This window comes from Thermodesulfobacteriota bacterium (assembly GCA_040755095.1).
Lineage (GTDB): Bacteria > Desulfobacterota > Desulfobulbia > Desulfobulbales > JBFMBH01 > JBFMBH01.
Genome location: JBFMBH010000023.1, coordinates 22,282 through 39,346, shown reverse-complemented (window position 1 = coordinate 39,346; position 17,065 = coordinate 22,282). Strand labels below are relative to the sequence as shown.

Annotated in this window: 8 protein-coding genes; 2 read left to right on the top strand and 6 right to left on the bottom strand. The window is 67.2% G+C overall.

The window, feature by feature from the left end; genetic code table 11:
- The 5 genes from AB1634_05700 to AB1634_05680 all read right to left on the bottom strand — a co-directional run.
- Positions 1-864, bottom strand: an 864-nt coding sequence (locus tag AB1634_05700; GenBank protein ID MEW6219017.1) for a hypothetical protein, incomplete at its 3' end; no start/stop codon positions are given.
- Between the two features lie 238 nt (positions 865-1,102).
- Positions 1,103-1,384, bottom strand: coding sequence for a hypothetical protein (locus tag AB1634_05695; GenBank protein MEW6219016.1), 282 nt, complete (start codon positions 1,382-1,384; stop codon positions 1,103-1,105).
- Between the two features lie 544 nt (positions 1,385-1,928).
- A complete protein-coding gene (locus AB1634_05690; protein ID MEW6219015.1) occupies positions 1,929-2,990 on the bottom strand; it encodes a virulence RhuM family protein in 1,062 nt (353 codons plus the stop codon).
- Positions 2,991-3,339: 349 nt separating this feature from the next.
- Positions 3,340-3,669, bottom strand: coding sequence for a hypothetical protein (locus AB1634_05685; protein MEW6219014.1), 330 nt, complete (start codon positions 3,667-3,669; stop codon positions 3,340-3,342).
- Complete coding sequence (locus tag AB1634_05680) at positions 3,656-3,949, bottom strand: toxin (protein MEW6219013.1); 294 nt, start codon at positions 3,947-3,949, stop codon at positions 3,656-3,658. The genes AB1634_05685 and AB1634_05680 overlap by 14 nt, the downstream gene beginning before the upstream one ends.
- Before the next feature lie 796 nt (positions 3,950-4,745).
- Here AB1634_05680 and AB1634_05675 point away from each other — a divergent pair.
- Positions 4,746-8,267, top strand: a complete 3,522-nt coding sequence (locus AB1634_05675; protein ID MEW6219012.1) for a choice-of-anchor D domain-containing protein — start codon at positions 4,746-4,748, stop codon at positions 8,265-8,267.
- A gap of 196 nt (positions 8,268-8,463) precedes the next feature.
- On the opposite strand, the gene AB1634_05670 is transcribed toward AB1634_05675, so the two are convergent.
- Positions 8,464-8,865, bottom strand: coding sequence for a response regulator (locus tag AB1634_05670; GenBank protein ID MEW6219011.1), 402 nt, complete (start codon positions 8,863-8,865; stop codon positions 8,464-8,466).
- A gap of 550 nt (positions 8,866-9,415) precedes the next feature.
- On the opposite strand from AB1634_05670, the gene AB1634_05665 reads away from it, so the two are divergent.
- Positions 9,416-17,065, top strand: a 7,650-nt coding sequence (locus AB1634_05665) for an Ig-like domain-containing protein (GenBank protein MEW6219010.1), incomplete at its 3' end; no start/stop codon positions are given.

The following is a 17,065-nucleotide window of genomic DNA, read 5'->3' as shown; positions in this document are numbered from 1 at the left end:
GTGGTCCCAGGCAATCAGCTTTTTGTCGGCCATGCCGTTCTGGTGGAGGGTTGGTCCAAGGTAGTTTTTGATAAAATCACGCTCGTCTTCGTCCGTAAATATGCAGGACTCCCAGGTCTGGACAGCCATCGGTTCGTTCTGCACAGTTACACCCCAGATCGGAATGCCCGCTTTCTCATAGGCCTGGATGAACTTAATGAAGTAGTTCGCCCAGGCCTGCCGATACGCTGCCCGCAGCTTGCCACCTTGCAACATGTTGTTGGTGGTCTTCATCCAGGCCGGAGGGCTCCAGGGGCTTGCAATCATCGTCAGCTTACCGCCCGCGGCGTCCATCGCTCGCTTGATAAGTGGAATGCGGTATTTCTTGTCGTGCTGGATGCTGAAAGTTCTCAAGTCCTGGTCGTTCTCTTCGACATAGGTGTAGCTGGTGCTGGAGAAGTCGCAGCTGTGGATGGTGGTTCGGGCCAAGGTGTAACCGATGCCATCCTGGGCATCATAGTACGCCCTTATTATTTCCTGCTGCCTATCCCTGGTCATGTTGGCAAAAGTCTCGGCCGCTGCATCCGTGATCGCGCCCCCTATACCAACAATGGTCTGGAAGGTCTTGGATGGGTCAATGAACACACACACCTGCGCCTCAGACGGCTGCCCGCAATCTTTGAACTGCAGCGTCTCGGTTCTGGCTAGACGATAGTCCGTGTTTTGCGCCGTGGTGTACACAGCCACTGGCTTCTTGCTGATGTCCAAGGTCGTCCCTTCTGCATCAAAGGAGTGTGCGGACAGCGATCGGATCTTTTCATATCGCTGGTTATCGCTGCCCGGAGCCAACGCTTGTGCCCAAGTCGGCGTCTCCGAGTCCGCCATATCAGCTCTTGTCAACCCGGCGGCTCTTCCCCGCCAACGGCAGACATCAGCCGTGCGCCTTGACGCTTCGACCGGACGCCTGTTATTGGGCGCAACCTTTTGGGTGGAAGGCGTACCACTTTGTGCCCAGATGCCTGTTGAACAGAGCGCAAGTCGGCGCAGATTGCAGAAAGGTCGCCGCCGAACTTCTGGGCATGCTCCATCCGATACTTGCGTACTTCCTCTACGATATGATCCTTCATTTGTCTGCCTCCAGTAATTCCTCTGGTGAACAGATCTCAGGGCAGGCATATCCCTCATCTTCGACGATGCGTCTTATTGTTCGCCTGGTAAAAGGATTACTCATGTGCACAAAATTCCAGGTGACCGTCGCCTCGATGCCATGTACAGCAGCCACAGCGATATGAAGTGCGTCTTCTGGATACGCCTCTGGGATACCTCCCTTAAGAAGTATCGTTTGAGCGAGCGCCTTGGCATCTTCATCAATATCGAGCATAGGGAATGTTTCGATTGCTTCCAACCTCTTCTTTGCCTGAGCAGAATCGCCCCCACCGGCTTCCTCGTATACAAGCGCAGATCGGATGTCCACCAGATGAGCGGCGCACGGCGAGGTATTCAACCGGAAGAGCCGTGACCAAGACGACACCATAATCGGCGTTGGCAGTAGTATGTTGTTTTTGCGTGTTTAATTGCAGCCTGCCGTATAAAATGGCCGCAACATCACAAGCACAATGTTGCAAGCTGCCGTGTCCCCATGTCAGGAGGTCTGTAGTCACCTTGGCCTTGTTGTTGAACCCTTCCACGCACCCGAGGGCGATGGTTCCTTTGGCACGAAACCAGTTGAGCAGGAGAGGCCGGGAACGTAATCACCGAGTTGTCCTTCTCGCCACTCACCCGCCATAGCCGAAGCCCTCCAGTTTGACCCAGATGAGCCTGTCGAGCTTTTCGGTCCAGGCGGCGGTCTGCCTATGCAGGATGGCCTTACTCGACATCGCCCACCACCCGCATCTTTTCTTCCAAAAACCGCTGGATTTCCTCCGGCAATTCGTGGGCAAGGCTCAGGATTATCGCGGCCATTGGCCACCGCCTTTCTTTTTACGGCAGGACTTCTTTTTCACCTCGCCTTCGATCTTCTTGATCTCTTCGATGGCCTCGGCGAAGTGTTGATCGACGGGTTGCGGCAGCGAAGCTTGAACGGCGCGGAACTTCTCATGCTCCGCTTCCGCCTTTAGCCTGGCCGTCTCGTGCGAAATCTTGCCCGCGTGGGTGAGAATGTGCCGGTCGGTCATGCGGATGAAATCGTCGAGCTTGGCTATCCAGTCGGCCATGTACATCGGCTTGCGGCTCATGGCCTGCAACTCGGCGAAGTCAAGGTAAGCCGAGACAATCAGATTCAGGGCCTTGACCTCGTCCTCACTCAGATAGTTCTTGGCAACAGTCACGTCGCTCTTTCGGGGTGTTCCTCCCGGGTAGCAGGTCAGACCCATCTGCGGCTTCTGGGCATCGGCGCGGGTGTGGACGATTTCGGCGGCGGTTTGTCCCGAGATGGCCCAATGCATCTTGTTCTGCACGGTCTGGAAGAAGAGTTTCGATGTTTCGGCTCTGGGGTCGTAATCCTCGCTGAGCGCGTAGATGTCGAGCACCTTCCGCCAGAAAACCCGCTCGGAGGAGCGGATGTCGCGAATACGTTCGAGCAGCTCCTCGAAGTGTTCCCCGCCGCCGGCTTTTTTCAAACGTTCGTCGTCCAGGGTGAAGCCCTTGATGATGTACTCGCGGAGCCGCTGCGTGGCCCAGATGCGAAACTGGGTGCCGCGGAGGGACTTGACGCGGTAGCCGACGGAGATGATGACATCGAGGTTGTAGTGCAGGGTGTCGTACTGTTTGCCATCGGCGGCAGTTATCCGGAAATTCCGGATAACTGCATCAGGCGTTAGCTCGCCTTCCTCAAAGATATTATGGATATGCTCATTTATGGTACGGACGTCTTTCTGGAACAATTCCGCCATGGCTTTCTGGGACAGCCAGACGGTTTCTCCCTCAAAACGGACCTGAACGCGGGTTCGGCCGTCATCGGTCTGGTAGATGAGGAACTCGCCAGGGCTGCTCGGCGCCAGTTCATTTGCCATAGCCGATATCCTCCAGGTTCGCCCAGATGAGGCTGTCGAGTTTGGCAGCCTGTTTGGTCTGCTCGCGAAGCTCGGCGGTCAGGCGGGCCATTTTTGCCGCGAACGGCTCGCCGTCGTCCTCGACCGTACGTCCGCTTTTTTCGGATGACTGGGGCCCCGAAGGACGCCCAGGCCGGCTTCGGGCTCCGTTGCCACCCTGCCCACTCGGCCTCACCCGGCGCTTCACGCCCCCCCCTTTCCCGCCGGCGAGAGCGGTTGATCGGGAAGGCGACGCGGGGAAGGAGCCTGCAAGCGCAGCTTGAAGGCGGTCCGTTGACCGAGAGGTTGGGCGTCTTGGCCAAAATGATGATTAGCTGCCTGATGTAGCCCTGCGTTTCGCAGCCGGCTTACGATGAGCCTTAGCGGCAGGCTCCGGTCGCTCCATAAGACGACCCGTAACGTACTTGTGAAGAACGCTGGCAATGAGCGTTTGATACGGCATTCCTTCTTCCATCGCCTTCACCTGAATATCGCTGAGATCGCCAGAGGACAGGCGAATGTTGACTCGGCGATCTTTGATGGCGGTAGCACGGGCAGCGGCCTTGAACTTGGCAAGTTCGGCTTTCGTTGCCACGGACTTCAATTGGCCTCTCTCGAAGGCGTTCAGAACCTCAAATTCGTAATCATCAATCTTTGGCATCTGCTTCACCTTGTTTCAGATAGTCCCGGGTGGCCTTACGGCTTGGGATAACTGTCTTGAGAAAGAAGTATCCCCCCTCTTCGACGAACGGAACCAGGTAAACGTAGTTGTCGCACGAGACGACGAGAGCGCGCTGTCGGGGGTACTTCGATTGGTTCGGCTGAGCCAGGATGTCCAGCAGACCACCGGACTCGATCGCGACCACGATGCTTTCAAACGAGACACCCCGTTCTTCTTTGAGCCTTTCGTTCTTCTCGGCACTCCAACGAAATGGTTTCATCGCGCCATCTTACGCCCATGTGTGCCTATTGTCACCACGACACTGGAGACGCCCAATCGCGGCGCGAAGTCAGCGCCGCGATTCCCGGCGACGGAGTCGCCGGGAACAAGCCGTTCGATGGCTTCCCCGTATCTCCGCTCGACGGCTGGAAGTTTCCCGAGGTTCTGCCTGGCAGAGGCCACGCGCATTGGCCGAGGCTTAAGGTTGGTATTCCAGGCCGGCTTCGGGCTCCGTAGCCACCTTGCCCACCTGGCCTCACCCGACGCTTCGCGCCCCCTTCTTCCCGCCGGCGAGAGCGGTTGATCGAGGGCCGGCATCCGGCATGTAAAAAGTTTTTCCTGCCTGACAAATCTCTGCAAGGCCTCACCACGAGGTCTCCCGCCAGGGCGTGCTGCTCGCCGTGATCTTGTGGATATTCGAGCAGGGGCAACGCCGGGCACAAGGGTGTCCGGCAATCCGGCGCCGGCAGGGGCGGCGGATGATCACCTATCCAGGTGGCCATATGGATATTCGACAAGGCCGACGCCAGGCTGGATGCTATGGTCCTGCAAGCGGGCGCACAGAGGGCGACGCATGCGTCGCCCTGCGGGCGGCCCATCGCCCACCCCGTTGGCGCCTGGCTGCCCACGTTGTCGAAGCCGAATTGACTGGGCCTCTTGCTTATCGAATATCCAGGTGGCCATGCCCGCCCTTGCCCGGCATGCGCCTTGCTGCGTAGAATAGAGGAGGTGGATCCGCCTCCGCCATCCCGGCGGCGAGCGGCAATGCCTCGAACCTTTGCGGGACTGGTGCAGCCATGATGCGTGCTGTGGCGATTTTTTTGGCTCTTCTGGGGCTCTTGGCCGGGCAGCCGGCGGGGGCGGCTCTGCGCTGGGAAGCCATCGGGCCGGAGGGCGGCGACCAGTTCGCCATCGGCATCTCCCCCCATGACCCCAGCCTCCTCTTCGTCACCGGTCACCATGGCGTGTTCCGGAGTCGGGATGGCGGCGAGAGCTGGCAGGCGGTGCACCACCATGCCATGGCCGACGGCAGCTTTCTGGGCCTGGCCTTCTCGCCCGCCGATCCCGGCGTGGTCCTGGTGGCCAACGACAGCACCGGCGTCTGGCGGAGCACCGATCAGGGGGAAACCTGGGAGGCCAGAAACAGCGGCCTGCCCCTGTCGCCGGGGAGTCTCAGCCGGGTCGGGCCGGTGGTGGCCCTGGCCCGGGCCGGGGATGGCAGTCTCTATGCCGGCCTGGCTGCCCGGAGCATGGAGGATCCCCTGCCGGCCTGGGTCTTTCGGAGCAGCGACGACGGGTTGACGTGGCAGCCGGACGGTACCGGCATCGAGGCCCCGGCCGGCGATCTGAGCCAGTGGCCGGCGGTGCTGTTCAATGTCGATGCTCAGGGCCGGGTCTGGGCCATGCTCCATGGCAGCGGCGTCTTTGTCCGCCAGGAAGATGTCTGGGTCAATCGCAACGGCGATCTGCCGCCCCAGGCCACCCGGGCCACCTTCCTGGCCGGGGATCCCACCGATGCCGACCGCCTGTTCCTGGGCACCGAGGATGACTGGGTCTACGGCTCGGCAGACGGCGGCGCCACCTGGAGTCGCCTGGCCCTGCCAGCCGAGCTGGCGGAGGCTACCCCCCTGCCTCTGGTCTACACCCTGGCCATCGACCCCAACAACGCCCAGCTTCTCTGGGTGGTGGCCAACGACAGCGCCGGCTCCCTGGAGCAGCCCCTGTTCCGGCCCGGCAGCAGCCAGCATACCGGCGGCGGCAGCTACCTGTCCGCCGATGGCGGCCAGACCTGGCTTGCCACCCCGGCCGGGGCCTTCCGGGTCGCTGTCGATGCCACCGCCACCCGGACCGACTCCTTCTCCGGGCTCCTGTCCACCCCCATGACCCGCTCCAGCCGCTGGTACAAGACCGCCGGCGGCCGGGTGAACGTCCTGCGCAGCCTGGACGGGCTGCGCTCCTTCCAGGCCATCACCAACGGGATTTACGGCCTGCTCGTCAACGGGGTGACCGTTCTGCCGGCCGCGGCCGGGGCGCCCCGGCTGGTCGCCGTGGCCGAGAGCGGCCTGTACGGCGGTGACGGCTCCGAGCTCGGCTGGCAGTGGGCCTCCAGTGCCGGCACCCCGGTCTACACCTGGTCCCTGATCGGCGACCCGGCGGACAGCGGCAAGCTTCTCTTTGCCACCGGCAACCCGGCCTGGGCCACCCCGGAGGTCCGGGGCGTCTGGCGCCTGGACCGGGACTGCTTCGGCGGCCCGTGCAGCGAGCGGGCCCAGATCCTGTCCGGCGTTGGGGTCTGGCGCCTGATCCCGGTTCCTGACCAGCCCGAGCGCCTCTATGCCGCCACCCAGGAGCAGGGCATCCTGGCGAGCGCTGATGGCGGGCAGACCTGGGATCCCTTCAACGAGGGCCTGGGGGAGGCTGCCAGCATCAGCGACCTGGAGCTGGATGGGACCGGGCAGCCGCTCTTTGCGGGCAGTCGCCGCAGCCACGGCGATCCCCAGGCCGATCAGCCCGAGAACTGGCGGGCCACCCCCGACGAGACGGGAGCGGTCTGGCGGTTCGACGCCGAGGCCGGTGTCTGGCAACCCTGCGAGGGGATCGGGGCGGCGGTGCTCGATCTGGAGTGGCTGCCGGGAACCGGCGTGCTCTACGCGGCCACCGCGGCCGGCCTCTACCGGTCACCGGATCAGGGCGCCACCTGGGAGCCTCTCCTGGCCGGCGTGGTGGTCTTCGATCTGCTCCTGGATCCGGCCCGGCCCGACTACCTGCATGTGGCCACCCGGGCCGGGGTGCTGCGCAGCACCGACCGCGGCAGCCACTGGCATCCCCTGGCCGATGGCCTGACCACGGATACGGTCTACGGGCTGGCCCTGGATCCGGACACCGGCATTTTGTACGCGGCCAGCGGCGGCAACAGTGTCTTCCGCCTGGTGCCCGACCCCGCCCCGGTGCCGGAGGCGAGCTTCGCGCCGGCGTGGCTGGACTTCGGCGAGAGGCCGGTGGGCCTGCCGGCGGCGGCCAGCGTCGAAATCCAGAACAGCGGCGAGGCGGATCTGGTGATCCAGGGGATCGAGGTCAGCCAGACGGCCTTTGCCGCAGGCGAGCTGGCCCTGCCGGCCACCATCACCCCCGGCAACCGGCTGGCCATCCCGGTCCAGTTCCTGCCCCCGGCCGAGGGTCCCTGGGAAGGGGAGCTGCGCCTGGCCACCAACATCGTCCAGGAGGAGCCGGTCACCTACCGGCTGACCGGCAGCGGCCGGCCAGCGGTGGCGCCGGACCTTACCCTCACCGCCAACGGCCTCGCCCCGGAGCTGACCGTGGCCAGGGGCATGACGGTCAGCCTGGCCATGACCATCGCCGCCAACGATTATCTGGGCCGGGAGATGGAGCTGTGGCTGCGCTGGCAGGCACCCGGCAACACCTACTGGATGGAGCCCAGCCAGGGCTGGCAGATCGTAGCCGCGGGGGTGCCGTTTCTGGTGGGACCGCTCCTTTCCGGCAGCCGGGGGGTGGGCCGACCGCCCCTGGTGGCTGGTACCCATGTCTGGACCCTCTTCGTAGACCAGGAGGTCAACGGCACCCTGGACCCGGGCTGGCAAACGGAGGTCACCGTGGTGGTCACCCCGGATCCGCCGGTGACCATCCTCTATCCGGCGGCCCTGGATCTCGGCGAGGTGCCGGTGGGCCGGGTCGTGGAGGCCCAGCTGTGGATCGTCAACCCGGCGCAGGTGCCGCTGGTCATCGGCGACATCCGGGCCGGGGCGACCAGCCTTTCCCTGCCAGGCCTGGTCCTGCCCATCACGGTCAACCCCAAGAGCGGCGCGCCGGTCACGGTGCGCTTCCAGGCGGACGTCCTGGGCACCATGACCAGCGAGCTGACCCTCCTGAGCCCGGACAGCCGGGTGGCGGACGCCGTCTGCCCGGTGCAGGCCCTGGTCCGGGAGGCGATCCCGCCCCGGCCCGAGGTCCTGGCCAACAACCAGGGCGGCACCGTGCCGGTGGCGGCCCGGACCCGGACCAAGGTGACCATCGGCCTGGCGGCGGCGGATACGGCCGGGGAGACCGCGGAATGGTGGCTGCGGCTGTTGGTGGTGGCGAGCGGCGATACGCTCTGGCTGACCGGGGACCGGGGCTGGGTGGCATCGCCGACCCCGTTGCCCATCGGCGTCTTCCCCATGGCCGATCTGCCCCGGCCCCTGCCGGTCCTGAACGTCAAGCTCCCCCGGGGCGAGTACCGCCTGTCTCTGAGCCTCGATCCGGAGGCGGACGGGGTGCCTGGGGAGACCTGGATGGACGAGGTGGTGGTGCAGGTGGAGTGAGCTGGTCCTGCGATGAGCCCCCCTCCCGACCTCCCCCCGCTGCTGGGGGGGAGGCGACCCCACCGAGGCCCCCCTCCCCCAGCGGGCCCCCCAGCGGGGGAGGGCTTGGGGTGGGGGCTACGGCTGCCGGCCGGCTGATGGGTTGCGGCTGGCGCCTCCACCCATCCTTCTACTGCCCGTCGAAGAGGCCGCGGGATCAGGCCGGCGGCGCAGGCTCTGGCCGGGAGAGCACCCGATCCACCAGGGCGAGCAGGTCCTCGAACCGGAAGGGCTTGCCGAGAAAGCCGTCCGCCTGCTGGTGGAGGATCGACTCCACCTGGGGATCCTGGAAGAAGAGCTCGGAGACAGACACAAAGACGAACGGCTGCTGGGGCCGGATCTTGCGGACAGCGGCAAAGAGCTGCAGGCCATCCAGGCCAGGCATGATGATGTCGGAGACCACCAGATCAAAGTCCCCCTCCTGGAAGAGCGTGAGGGCGACGTCGCCGCGGGTGGCGCCGGTGACCTCGTAGCGCTCCTCCAGGAGCATCATGGTCGCCTCCAGGATGGCCATCTCGTCGTCCACAAAGAGGATTCGCTTCCGGGCCGCCTCCGCCATACCTCTCCCTCCGTGCGCCGCCGAGGGCCAAGTCTGCCGTTCCTGACCCCGTCTGCCGGCCATCCAGGGCGCGATCCTGTTCCCGGAAGCATGCCGCAGCAAGCGCTCGCCTCCGGGACACCGCTCCTCAGCACCGCCAGCTCCCAGAGCACCTGACCCATTGTGCGACCAATGCCGGCGGCAAGGCAAGACCAAACAGACGGCGTCCCCTGGCTGGCTGCTGGATCCTGGCCGGCGCCTGGTCGTCCCTTCCTGACTGATGACAATGGTGGCACAGGCCTTGCTTGGCAGGTGCATGGGGCCGGCAACCGGACCCTGCCGGTCAGGCCGGGAAGCGCTGCCTGCCGGAGAGCTGAGCCAAAAAGGGGTTATGGGATGATGACGGCTTGTTTTATAATGTGTTGCGCGTCGAAAAAGATTTCCGCACCGCACCCATCCGACCCCAGATGTCTCCGGATCGCTCTCTGGAGCCGCCTGGCTCCGCCTGCTGCCCAGGCTGCCCTGGGTTGGGCCCGGAATGGGCTTGCCGGCGGAGGCCTTGAGGTGAGTCATGACCCCCGTGCCCCTATCCCGCGCCTTTTCCTGTCGTCTTGCCTTCCTCTGGCTGATCGGGACGCTCTTCGTTCTGGTGGCGGCGCGACCACTGCCCGCCGCCGAGGTCACCCTGGCCTGGGACCCCAACCCTGAGCCGGAGCTGGCCGGCTACCAGATCTACTGGGGCCTGGCCAGCGGCAGCTACACCGACGTGGCCGATGCGGGCAACGCCACCCAGTTCACGGTGACCGGCCTGCCGGGGGGGCAGACCTTCTACTTCGCGGCCACCGCCTATGACGGGGTAGGCAACGAATCCGCCTTCTCCAACGAGCTGATCTGGACCAGCCCGGCCGATCTGACGCCGCCGGTGAACAACCCGCCAGTGGCGGAGGGCCTCGCCCTGTCGGTGGACGAGGACACGGTGCTGGCTGCAGGACTCTTGGCCAGCGACCCGGACGGGGACCCCGTGACCTTCCAGGTGCAGGCCGGCCCCAGCCATGGCACCCTCACCCTGAGCAACCCGGCCACCGGCGCCTTCACCTACCAGCCGACGGCAAACTTCACCGGCGCCGACTCCTTCACCTTTCTGGTCACGGACGGCGAGGCGGCCTCCAACGCCGCCACAGTGCTCATCGCGGTATTGCCCCAGAATGACCCGCCGGTGGCCGGTGCCGACACCGGCGCCACCAGCGAGGAGCTGGCGGTGACCATCGATGTGCTGGCCAACGACAGCGACCCGGACGGGGACCCGCTGGCCGTGACCGGCACCCAGGCCGGCAGCCATGGCACCACGGCGGTGGCCGGCAACCGCGTTGTCTACACGCCAGCCCCCGACTTTTCCGGCAGCGATGTCTTCACCTACCAGGTCGGAGACGGCCAGGGAGCCACCGCCACGGGCACCGTCACCGTGACCGTGCAGCCGGTGAACGATCCGCCCCGGGCCGTGGCCGATGCGGCCAGCACCGACGAGGACACCCCGGTCACCATCGATGTTCTGGCCAATGACAGCGATGTCGATGGCGACAGCCTCACCCTGGTCGCCCTGGGCCGGCCGGGCCGGGGCACCATCGCCGCCAGCGGCAACCGGGTCATCTACACCCCACCCGCCAACGCCAGCGGCAGCGACTCCTTCACCTACCACATCGCCGACGGCCAGGGCGGCACCGCCGCCAGCACGGTCGCCATCACCATCCGGCCGGTCAACGATCCGCCGCTGGCCAATACCGACCTGGCCAGCACCGGCGAGGATACGACCGTGGTCGTGGATGTCCTGGCCAACGACAGCGACCCGGACGGCGACGCCCTCTCCCTGACCAGTGCCACGGCCGGCGCCTTCGGATCCACCAGCGTGTCTGGCAGCCGCATCGTCTACGCCCCGGCCGCCAACGCCAGCGGCACCGACTCGTTCTTCTATCAGATTGCGGATGGCCACGGCGGCACCGCCACCGGCACCGTCACCGTCACGGTGCAGCCGGTGAACGATCCGCCCATCGCCACTGCAGACACCGCCAACACCGACGAAGACACGGCGGTGACCATCGACTGTCTGGCCAACGACCGGGATCCGGAAGGCCAGGCCCTCACCCTGGCCAGCGCCGGCCCCGGCAGCCACGGCACCACCACGGTGAGCGGCAACCGGGTCGTCTACACCCCGGCGGCGGACTGGTATGGCACCGACACCTTCACGTACCAGGTGGCGGACGACCTGGGCAGCACCGCCACCGGCACCGTCACCGTGGTCGTGCAAGGGGTAAGCGATCCCCTGGTGGTGACGCCGGATACGGCAGCCACTGACGAGGACCGGGCAGTGACCGTGGATGTGGTGGCCAACGACACCAATGCCGACCGCCTGGCGATCACCGTGACCGGTGCCGGCCAGGGAAGCCACGGCAGCACCGCGGTGAGCAGCAACCAGGTGGTCTATACGCCGGCCGCCGACTGGCACGGCACCGATTCCTTCACCTACCAGATCGCGAGCGGCAGCAGCCAGGCCACCGGCACCGGCACCGTGACGGTGCAGCCGGTCAACGACCCTCCCCAGGCGGTGGCCGACAGCGCCACCACCAGCGAGGATACCCCGGTCACCGTGGCGGTCCTGGCCAACGATACCGACCCCGACGGGGACCCCCTGGCCATCACGGTGCTGGGTGCGGCCAGTCTGGGTCGCGCCCAGCTGGAGGGTAACCGGATCGTCTACACCCCCGATCCCGATGTCCATGGCACGGGCGTCTTCACCTATGCCCTGTCCGCCGGCCAGGGAGGCACCGCCACTGGCACGGTCACGGTCACCATCCAGGGGGTGAACGATCCACCGGTGGCCATGGCGGATACCGCCACCTCCAGTGAGGACACGGCGGTGATCGTGGATGTGCTCGGCAACGACCTCGACCCGGACGGAGAGGCCCTGGTGGTCACCGCCGCCAGCAGCGGCTCCCGGGGGCGAGCCACGGTCAGCGACAACCGGGTGCTCTACACCCCGGACGCCAACGCCAACGGGATCGACAGCTTCACCTACCAGATCAGCGACGGCCAAGGCGGCAACGCCTTCGGCACGGTGACCGTGACCATCCAGGCGGTGGATGATCCCCTGACCGCCGGCAGCGATGCCGCCACCACGGACGAAGACAGCCCGGCGCTCGTCGACGTCCTGGCCAATGACACGGATCCGGACGGCACAGAGCTGATCCTGGTCGCCGTTACGCCGGGGACTCATGGCAGCACGGCGGTCAGCGGTCGCCGGGTGCTCTACACCCCGGCCGCCAACTGGCATGGCTCCGACACCTTCACCTACCAGGTGAGCGATGGCCAGGGCAGCACCGCCTCCGCTGTGGTCACGGTCCTGGTGCACCCGGTCAACGACCGGCCCAGCGCTGTTGCCGACACCGCCAGTACCAGTGAGGACACCGCGGTCACCGTGGATGTCCTGGCCAACGACATGGATCCGGACCAGGACCCCCTGACCGTGACCAGTGTCAGTGCCGGCACCGCCGGGGCCACGGTGGTGAGCGCCAACCGGGTGGTCTACACCCCGGACGCGGACTGGCACGGCACCGACTCCTTCTCGTACCAGATCAGCGACAGCCACGGCGGCACCGCCACCGGCACGGTGACCGTGACGGTGCGGGCCGTCAATGACCCGCCCCAGGCCGCTGCCGACACCGCCTCCACCAGTGAGGACACCAGCGTGGCCGTGAGCGTCCTGGCCAATGACGTCGATCGGGACGGGGATCCCCTGACCGTGGCCGCGGTGGGCAACGGCGGCCACGGCCTGGCCAGCACCGATGGCCGCCAGGTCGTCTATGATCCGGAGGCCAACTGGAGTGGCACCGACTCCTTCACCTACCAGGTGGAGGATGGCCGGGGGGGCACAGCCACGGCCACGGTCACGGTGGTGGTCCAGGCAACCGGTGATCCGGTGCTGGCCGGCGCGGACACGGCCAGCACCGATGAGGACACCGAGGTTCTGGTGGACGTGCTGGCCAATGACCGGGATGCGGATGGCGATGCCCTGACCATCACCGGGGTGGGAGCGGCCACCAACGGCCGGACGGCCGCCAGCGGCCCCCGCATCAGCTACACCCCGGCCGCCAACTGGAGCGGCACCGACTCCTTTGCCTACCAGGTGAGCGACGGCCGGGGCAGCGTGGCCTCCGGCACGGTCAGCGTCGTGGTCCGGCCGGTGAACGACCCGCCGGCCGCCACCGCCGATGGCGCCAGTACCGAGGAGGACACGGCAGTCTCCATCGCGGTTCTGGCCAATGACCTGGACCTGGACGGCGACCCCTTGACCCTGGTGGCCGCAGGCAGCGGCAACCTGGGCACCACCACCCTGGCCGGCAACCGCATCCAGTACACCCCAGCCGGCAACCGGCATGGCAGCGACTCGCTCACGTACCAGATCAGTGACGGCCACGGGGCCAGCGCCACCGGCACCGTCACGGTGACGATTCGGCCGGTCAACGACCCGCCAGCCGCCAGCAGCGACGCCGCCACCACCCCGGAGGACCAGCCGGTGGTCATCGATGTCCTGGCCAACGATACCGACCCGGACAGCGACACCCTGAGCGTGGCCAGTGTTGCCACCCCGGGGCATGGCACCGCGACCGTGGCCAGCGGCCGGATCACCTACACGCCGGCTGTCAACTGGCACGGCCCCGACACCTTCACCTATCGGCTCAGTGATGGCAACGGTGGCGCGGCCACGGGCACCGTCAGCGTGACCGTGCAGCCGGTCAACGATCCGCCGGTGGCCGCCAGCGACACGGCGGTGGTGGACGAGGATGGCGCGGTGACCGTGGATGTCCTGGCCAACGATACCGATCCGGAGGGCGATCCCCTGGCCCTGACCAGTGCCAGTGCCGGCAGCAACGGCAGCACCGCGGTCACCGGCAATCAGGTGGTCTACACCCCGGCCGCCAACTTCCATGGCTCCGACTCCTTCAGCTACCAGGTGAGCGACGGCCAGGGCGGCCAGGGGACCGCCACGGTCACCGTGACCGTGCGGCCGGTGAACGATGCGCCGGTGGCCAGGGCCGACAGCGCCAGCACCACCGAGAGCACGGCCGTGACCATCGACGTCCTGGCCAACGACTCGGACCCGGATGGCGACACCCTGACCATCGCCAGTGCCACCGCCGGCAGCCATGGCACGGCGGCGGTCGCCGGCAACCGCCTGGTGTACACCCCGGCCGCCGGCTATGCGGGCGCCGACACGGTGAGCTATGGGGTGGCCGACGGCCAGGGGGGCCAAGCCTCGGCCACGGTCGCCATCACCGTGCAGGCGGTGAGCAGCCCGGTGACCGCCAGCGCCGACACCGCTGCCACCGGCGAGGACACCGCCATCAGCATTGCCGTGCTGGCCAACGATGCCGGCCGGCCCGGGGCCATTCTCCGTCTGACCGCGGTGGGCACCGCCAACAACGGCCAGGCCACGATCAGCGGCGACCGGGTCGTCTACACCCCGGCAGCGGACTTCCACGGCACCGACACCTTCATGTACCAGGTGACCGATGACCGGGAGAGCACCGGCACCGGTGCCGTCACCGTGACGGTCCGGCCGGTCAACGATCCGCCCCGGGCGGTGGCCGATACGGCCGCCACCAACGAAGACGCGGCGGTGACCGTCGCCGTCCTGGCCAACGATGTCGATCTGGACGGAGACGCCCTGACCCTGAGCACGGTCTTCGCCCCGGGCCACGGCAGCGCCGTGGCCAGCGGCAACCGGGTCTCCTACACCCCGGCCGCCAACTGGAGCGGCACCGACTCCTTCACCTACCGGCTCAGCGACGGCCATGACGGCACAGCGGAGGGCACGGTGACCGTGACGGTGCGGCCGGTCAACGATCCGCCCCAGGCGGCAGCGGACAGCGCCAGCGCCGGCGAGGACACCCCGGTCTCCATCCCGGTCCTGGCCAACGACACCGATCCGGAGAACGATCCCCTGACCATCACCGGCGCCACTGCCGGCAGCCTCGGCACCACGGTGGTGGCCGGCGGCCGGGTCGTCTACACCCCGGCGGCCAACGCCGCGGGCAACGATTCGTTCACCTATCAGGTGGCGGACGGCCAGGGCGGCAGCGCCACCGGCACGGTCACCGTGACCATCCAGCCGGTCAACGATCCGCCGCAGGCCGCAGCCGACGCGGCCAGCACCGACGAGGACACGGCGGTGACGCTGGATGTCCTGGCCAATGACACCGATCCGGACCGGGACGGCCTGACCGTGACGGCCGTGACCGCCCCGGCCCACGGCACCGCCGCTGTGGCCGGCAACCGGGTCGTCTACACCCCGGCTGCCGACTGGAGTGGCAGCGACTCCTTCAGCTACCAGATCGCCGACGGCCAGGGCGGCACGGCCAGCGGCCCGGTACAGATCAACGTCCGGCCCGCCAACGACATGCCAGTGGCCGCCGCCGACACCGCCAGCCTGGATGAGGACTCCCCGGTGACGGTGGAGGTGCTGGCCAACGACAGCGACCGGGACGGCGATCCCCTGACCGTGACCTCGGCTACCGCCGGCGCCCACGGCACCACCACCGTGGTCGGCAACCGGGTGGTCTACACCCCCCAGGCCGACTTCTTTGGCACCGACCAGTTCAGCTACCAGGCCAGCGACGGCCGGGGTGGGGTGGCCAGCGGCACGGTCACCGTCACGGTGCGGCCGGTCAACGATCCGCCCCAGGCGGCAGCGGACAGCGCCAGCACCACCGAGAGCTTCGCCGTGACCATCGACGTCCTGGCCAACGACCGCGACCCGGATGGGGATACCCTCTCCCTGGCCAGTGCCACGGCGGGCAGCCACGGCACCACGGTCATCGGCGGCAACCGGCTGGTCTACACCCCGGCCGCCGGCTATGCCGGCAGCGACTCCGTCAGCTATGTGGTCAGCGACGGCCATGGCGGCACGGCCACGGCCACGGTGACGCTCACCGTCCAGGCGGTGAGCACCCCGGTGACCGCGGCAGCGGACGTGGCCGCCACCGACGAGGATACGGCTGTCACCATCGATGTCCTGGCCAACGACTCCGGCCGCGCCGGTGCGGTGCTCAGCCTCAGCTCCGTGGGGCAGGCCAATGGCGGCGCCACGGCCCGGAGCGGCAACCGGGTGGTCTACACCCCGGCGGCCAACGGGAACGGCACCGACACCTTCATGTACCAGGTGACGGATGACCGGGGCAGCACCGGCGTCGGCGCCGTGCAGGTGACCGTGCGGCCGGTCAACGATGCCCCCCGGGCCGTTGACGACAGCGCCAGCACCAACGAGGACGCGGCGGTCACCATCGATGTCCTGGCCAACGACACCGATCCGGATCGGGATAGCCTCACCCTGACCGGGGCTGGCAGCGCCACGCACGGCAGCACTGCCATAAGCGGCAGCCGCCTCGTCTACACCCCGGCCGCCAACTGGCATGGCACCGACACCGTGAGCTACCAGATCAGCGACGGCCATGGCGGCACCGCCAGCGCCCGGGTCACCATCACCGTGCAGGCGGTGAACGACCCGCCCCTGGCGGTGGCCGACACCGCGACCACCGACGAGGACACCCCGGTCACCGTGACCGTGCTGGCCAATGACAGCGATCCCGACGGCGATGCCCTCACCCTGGCCAGCGCCGGCGATGGCGGCCACGGCAGCGCGGCCGTTAGTGGCAACCGTCTCGTCTACACCCCGGCCGCCAACTGGAGCGGCACCGATACCGTGATCTACCAGGTCTCGGACGGTCATGGCGGCACCGCCGCCGGTACCCTGACGGTGACGGTCCGCCCGGTGAACGACCGGCCGGTGGCCGCCAACGACGCCGCGACCACCGACGAGGACACCCCGGTTATCGTCGATGTTCTGGCCAACGACACCGATGCCGACCAGGATGCCCTGACCGTGGCCAGCTTCACCGCCCCGGCGCACGGCACGGTGGCGGCCAGCGGCAGCCGGCTGGTCTATACCCCGGCTGTCAACTGGCACGGCTCCGACACCTTCAGCTACCAAGTGGCGGACGGCCACGGCGGCACCGCCAGCGGTACGGTGTCGATCGCGGTCCGGCCGGTCAACGATCCGCCGGTGGCCGCCAGCGACACGGCGGTGGTGGACGAGGATGGCGCGGTGACCGTGGATGTCCTGGCCAACGATACCGATCCGGAGGGCGATCCCCTGGCCCTGACCAGTGCC

What these genes read in the sequence shown, in the direction of transcription:
- AB1634_05685 (MEW6219014.1), bottom strand. Translation starts at nt 3,669, where the DNA reads ATGCCAAAGATTGATGATTACGAATTTGAGGTTCTGAACGCCTTCGAG.
- AB1634_05680 (MEW6219013.1), bottom strand. Translation starts at nt 3,949, where the DNA reads ATGAAACCATTTCGTTGGAGTGCCGAGAAGAACGAAAGGCTCAAAGAA.
- AB1634_05690 (MEW6219015.1), bottom strand. Translation starts at nt 2,990, where the DNA reads ATGGCAAATGAACTGGCGCCGAGCAGCCCTGGCGAGTTCCTCATCTAC.
- AB1634_05675 (MEW6219012.1), top strand. Translation starts at nt 4,746, where the DNA reads ATGATGCGTGCTGTGGCGATTTTTTTGGCTCTTCTGGGGCTCTTGGCC.
- AB1634_05670 (MEW6219011.1), bottom strand. Translation starts at nt 8,865, where the DNA reads ATGGCGGAGGCGGCCCGGAAGCGAATCCTCTTTGTGGACGACGAGATG.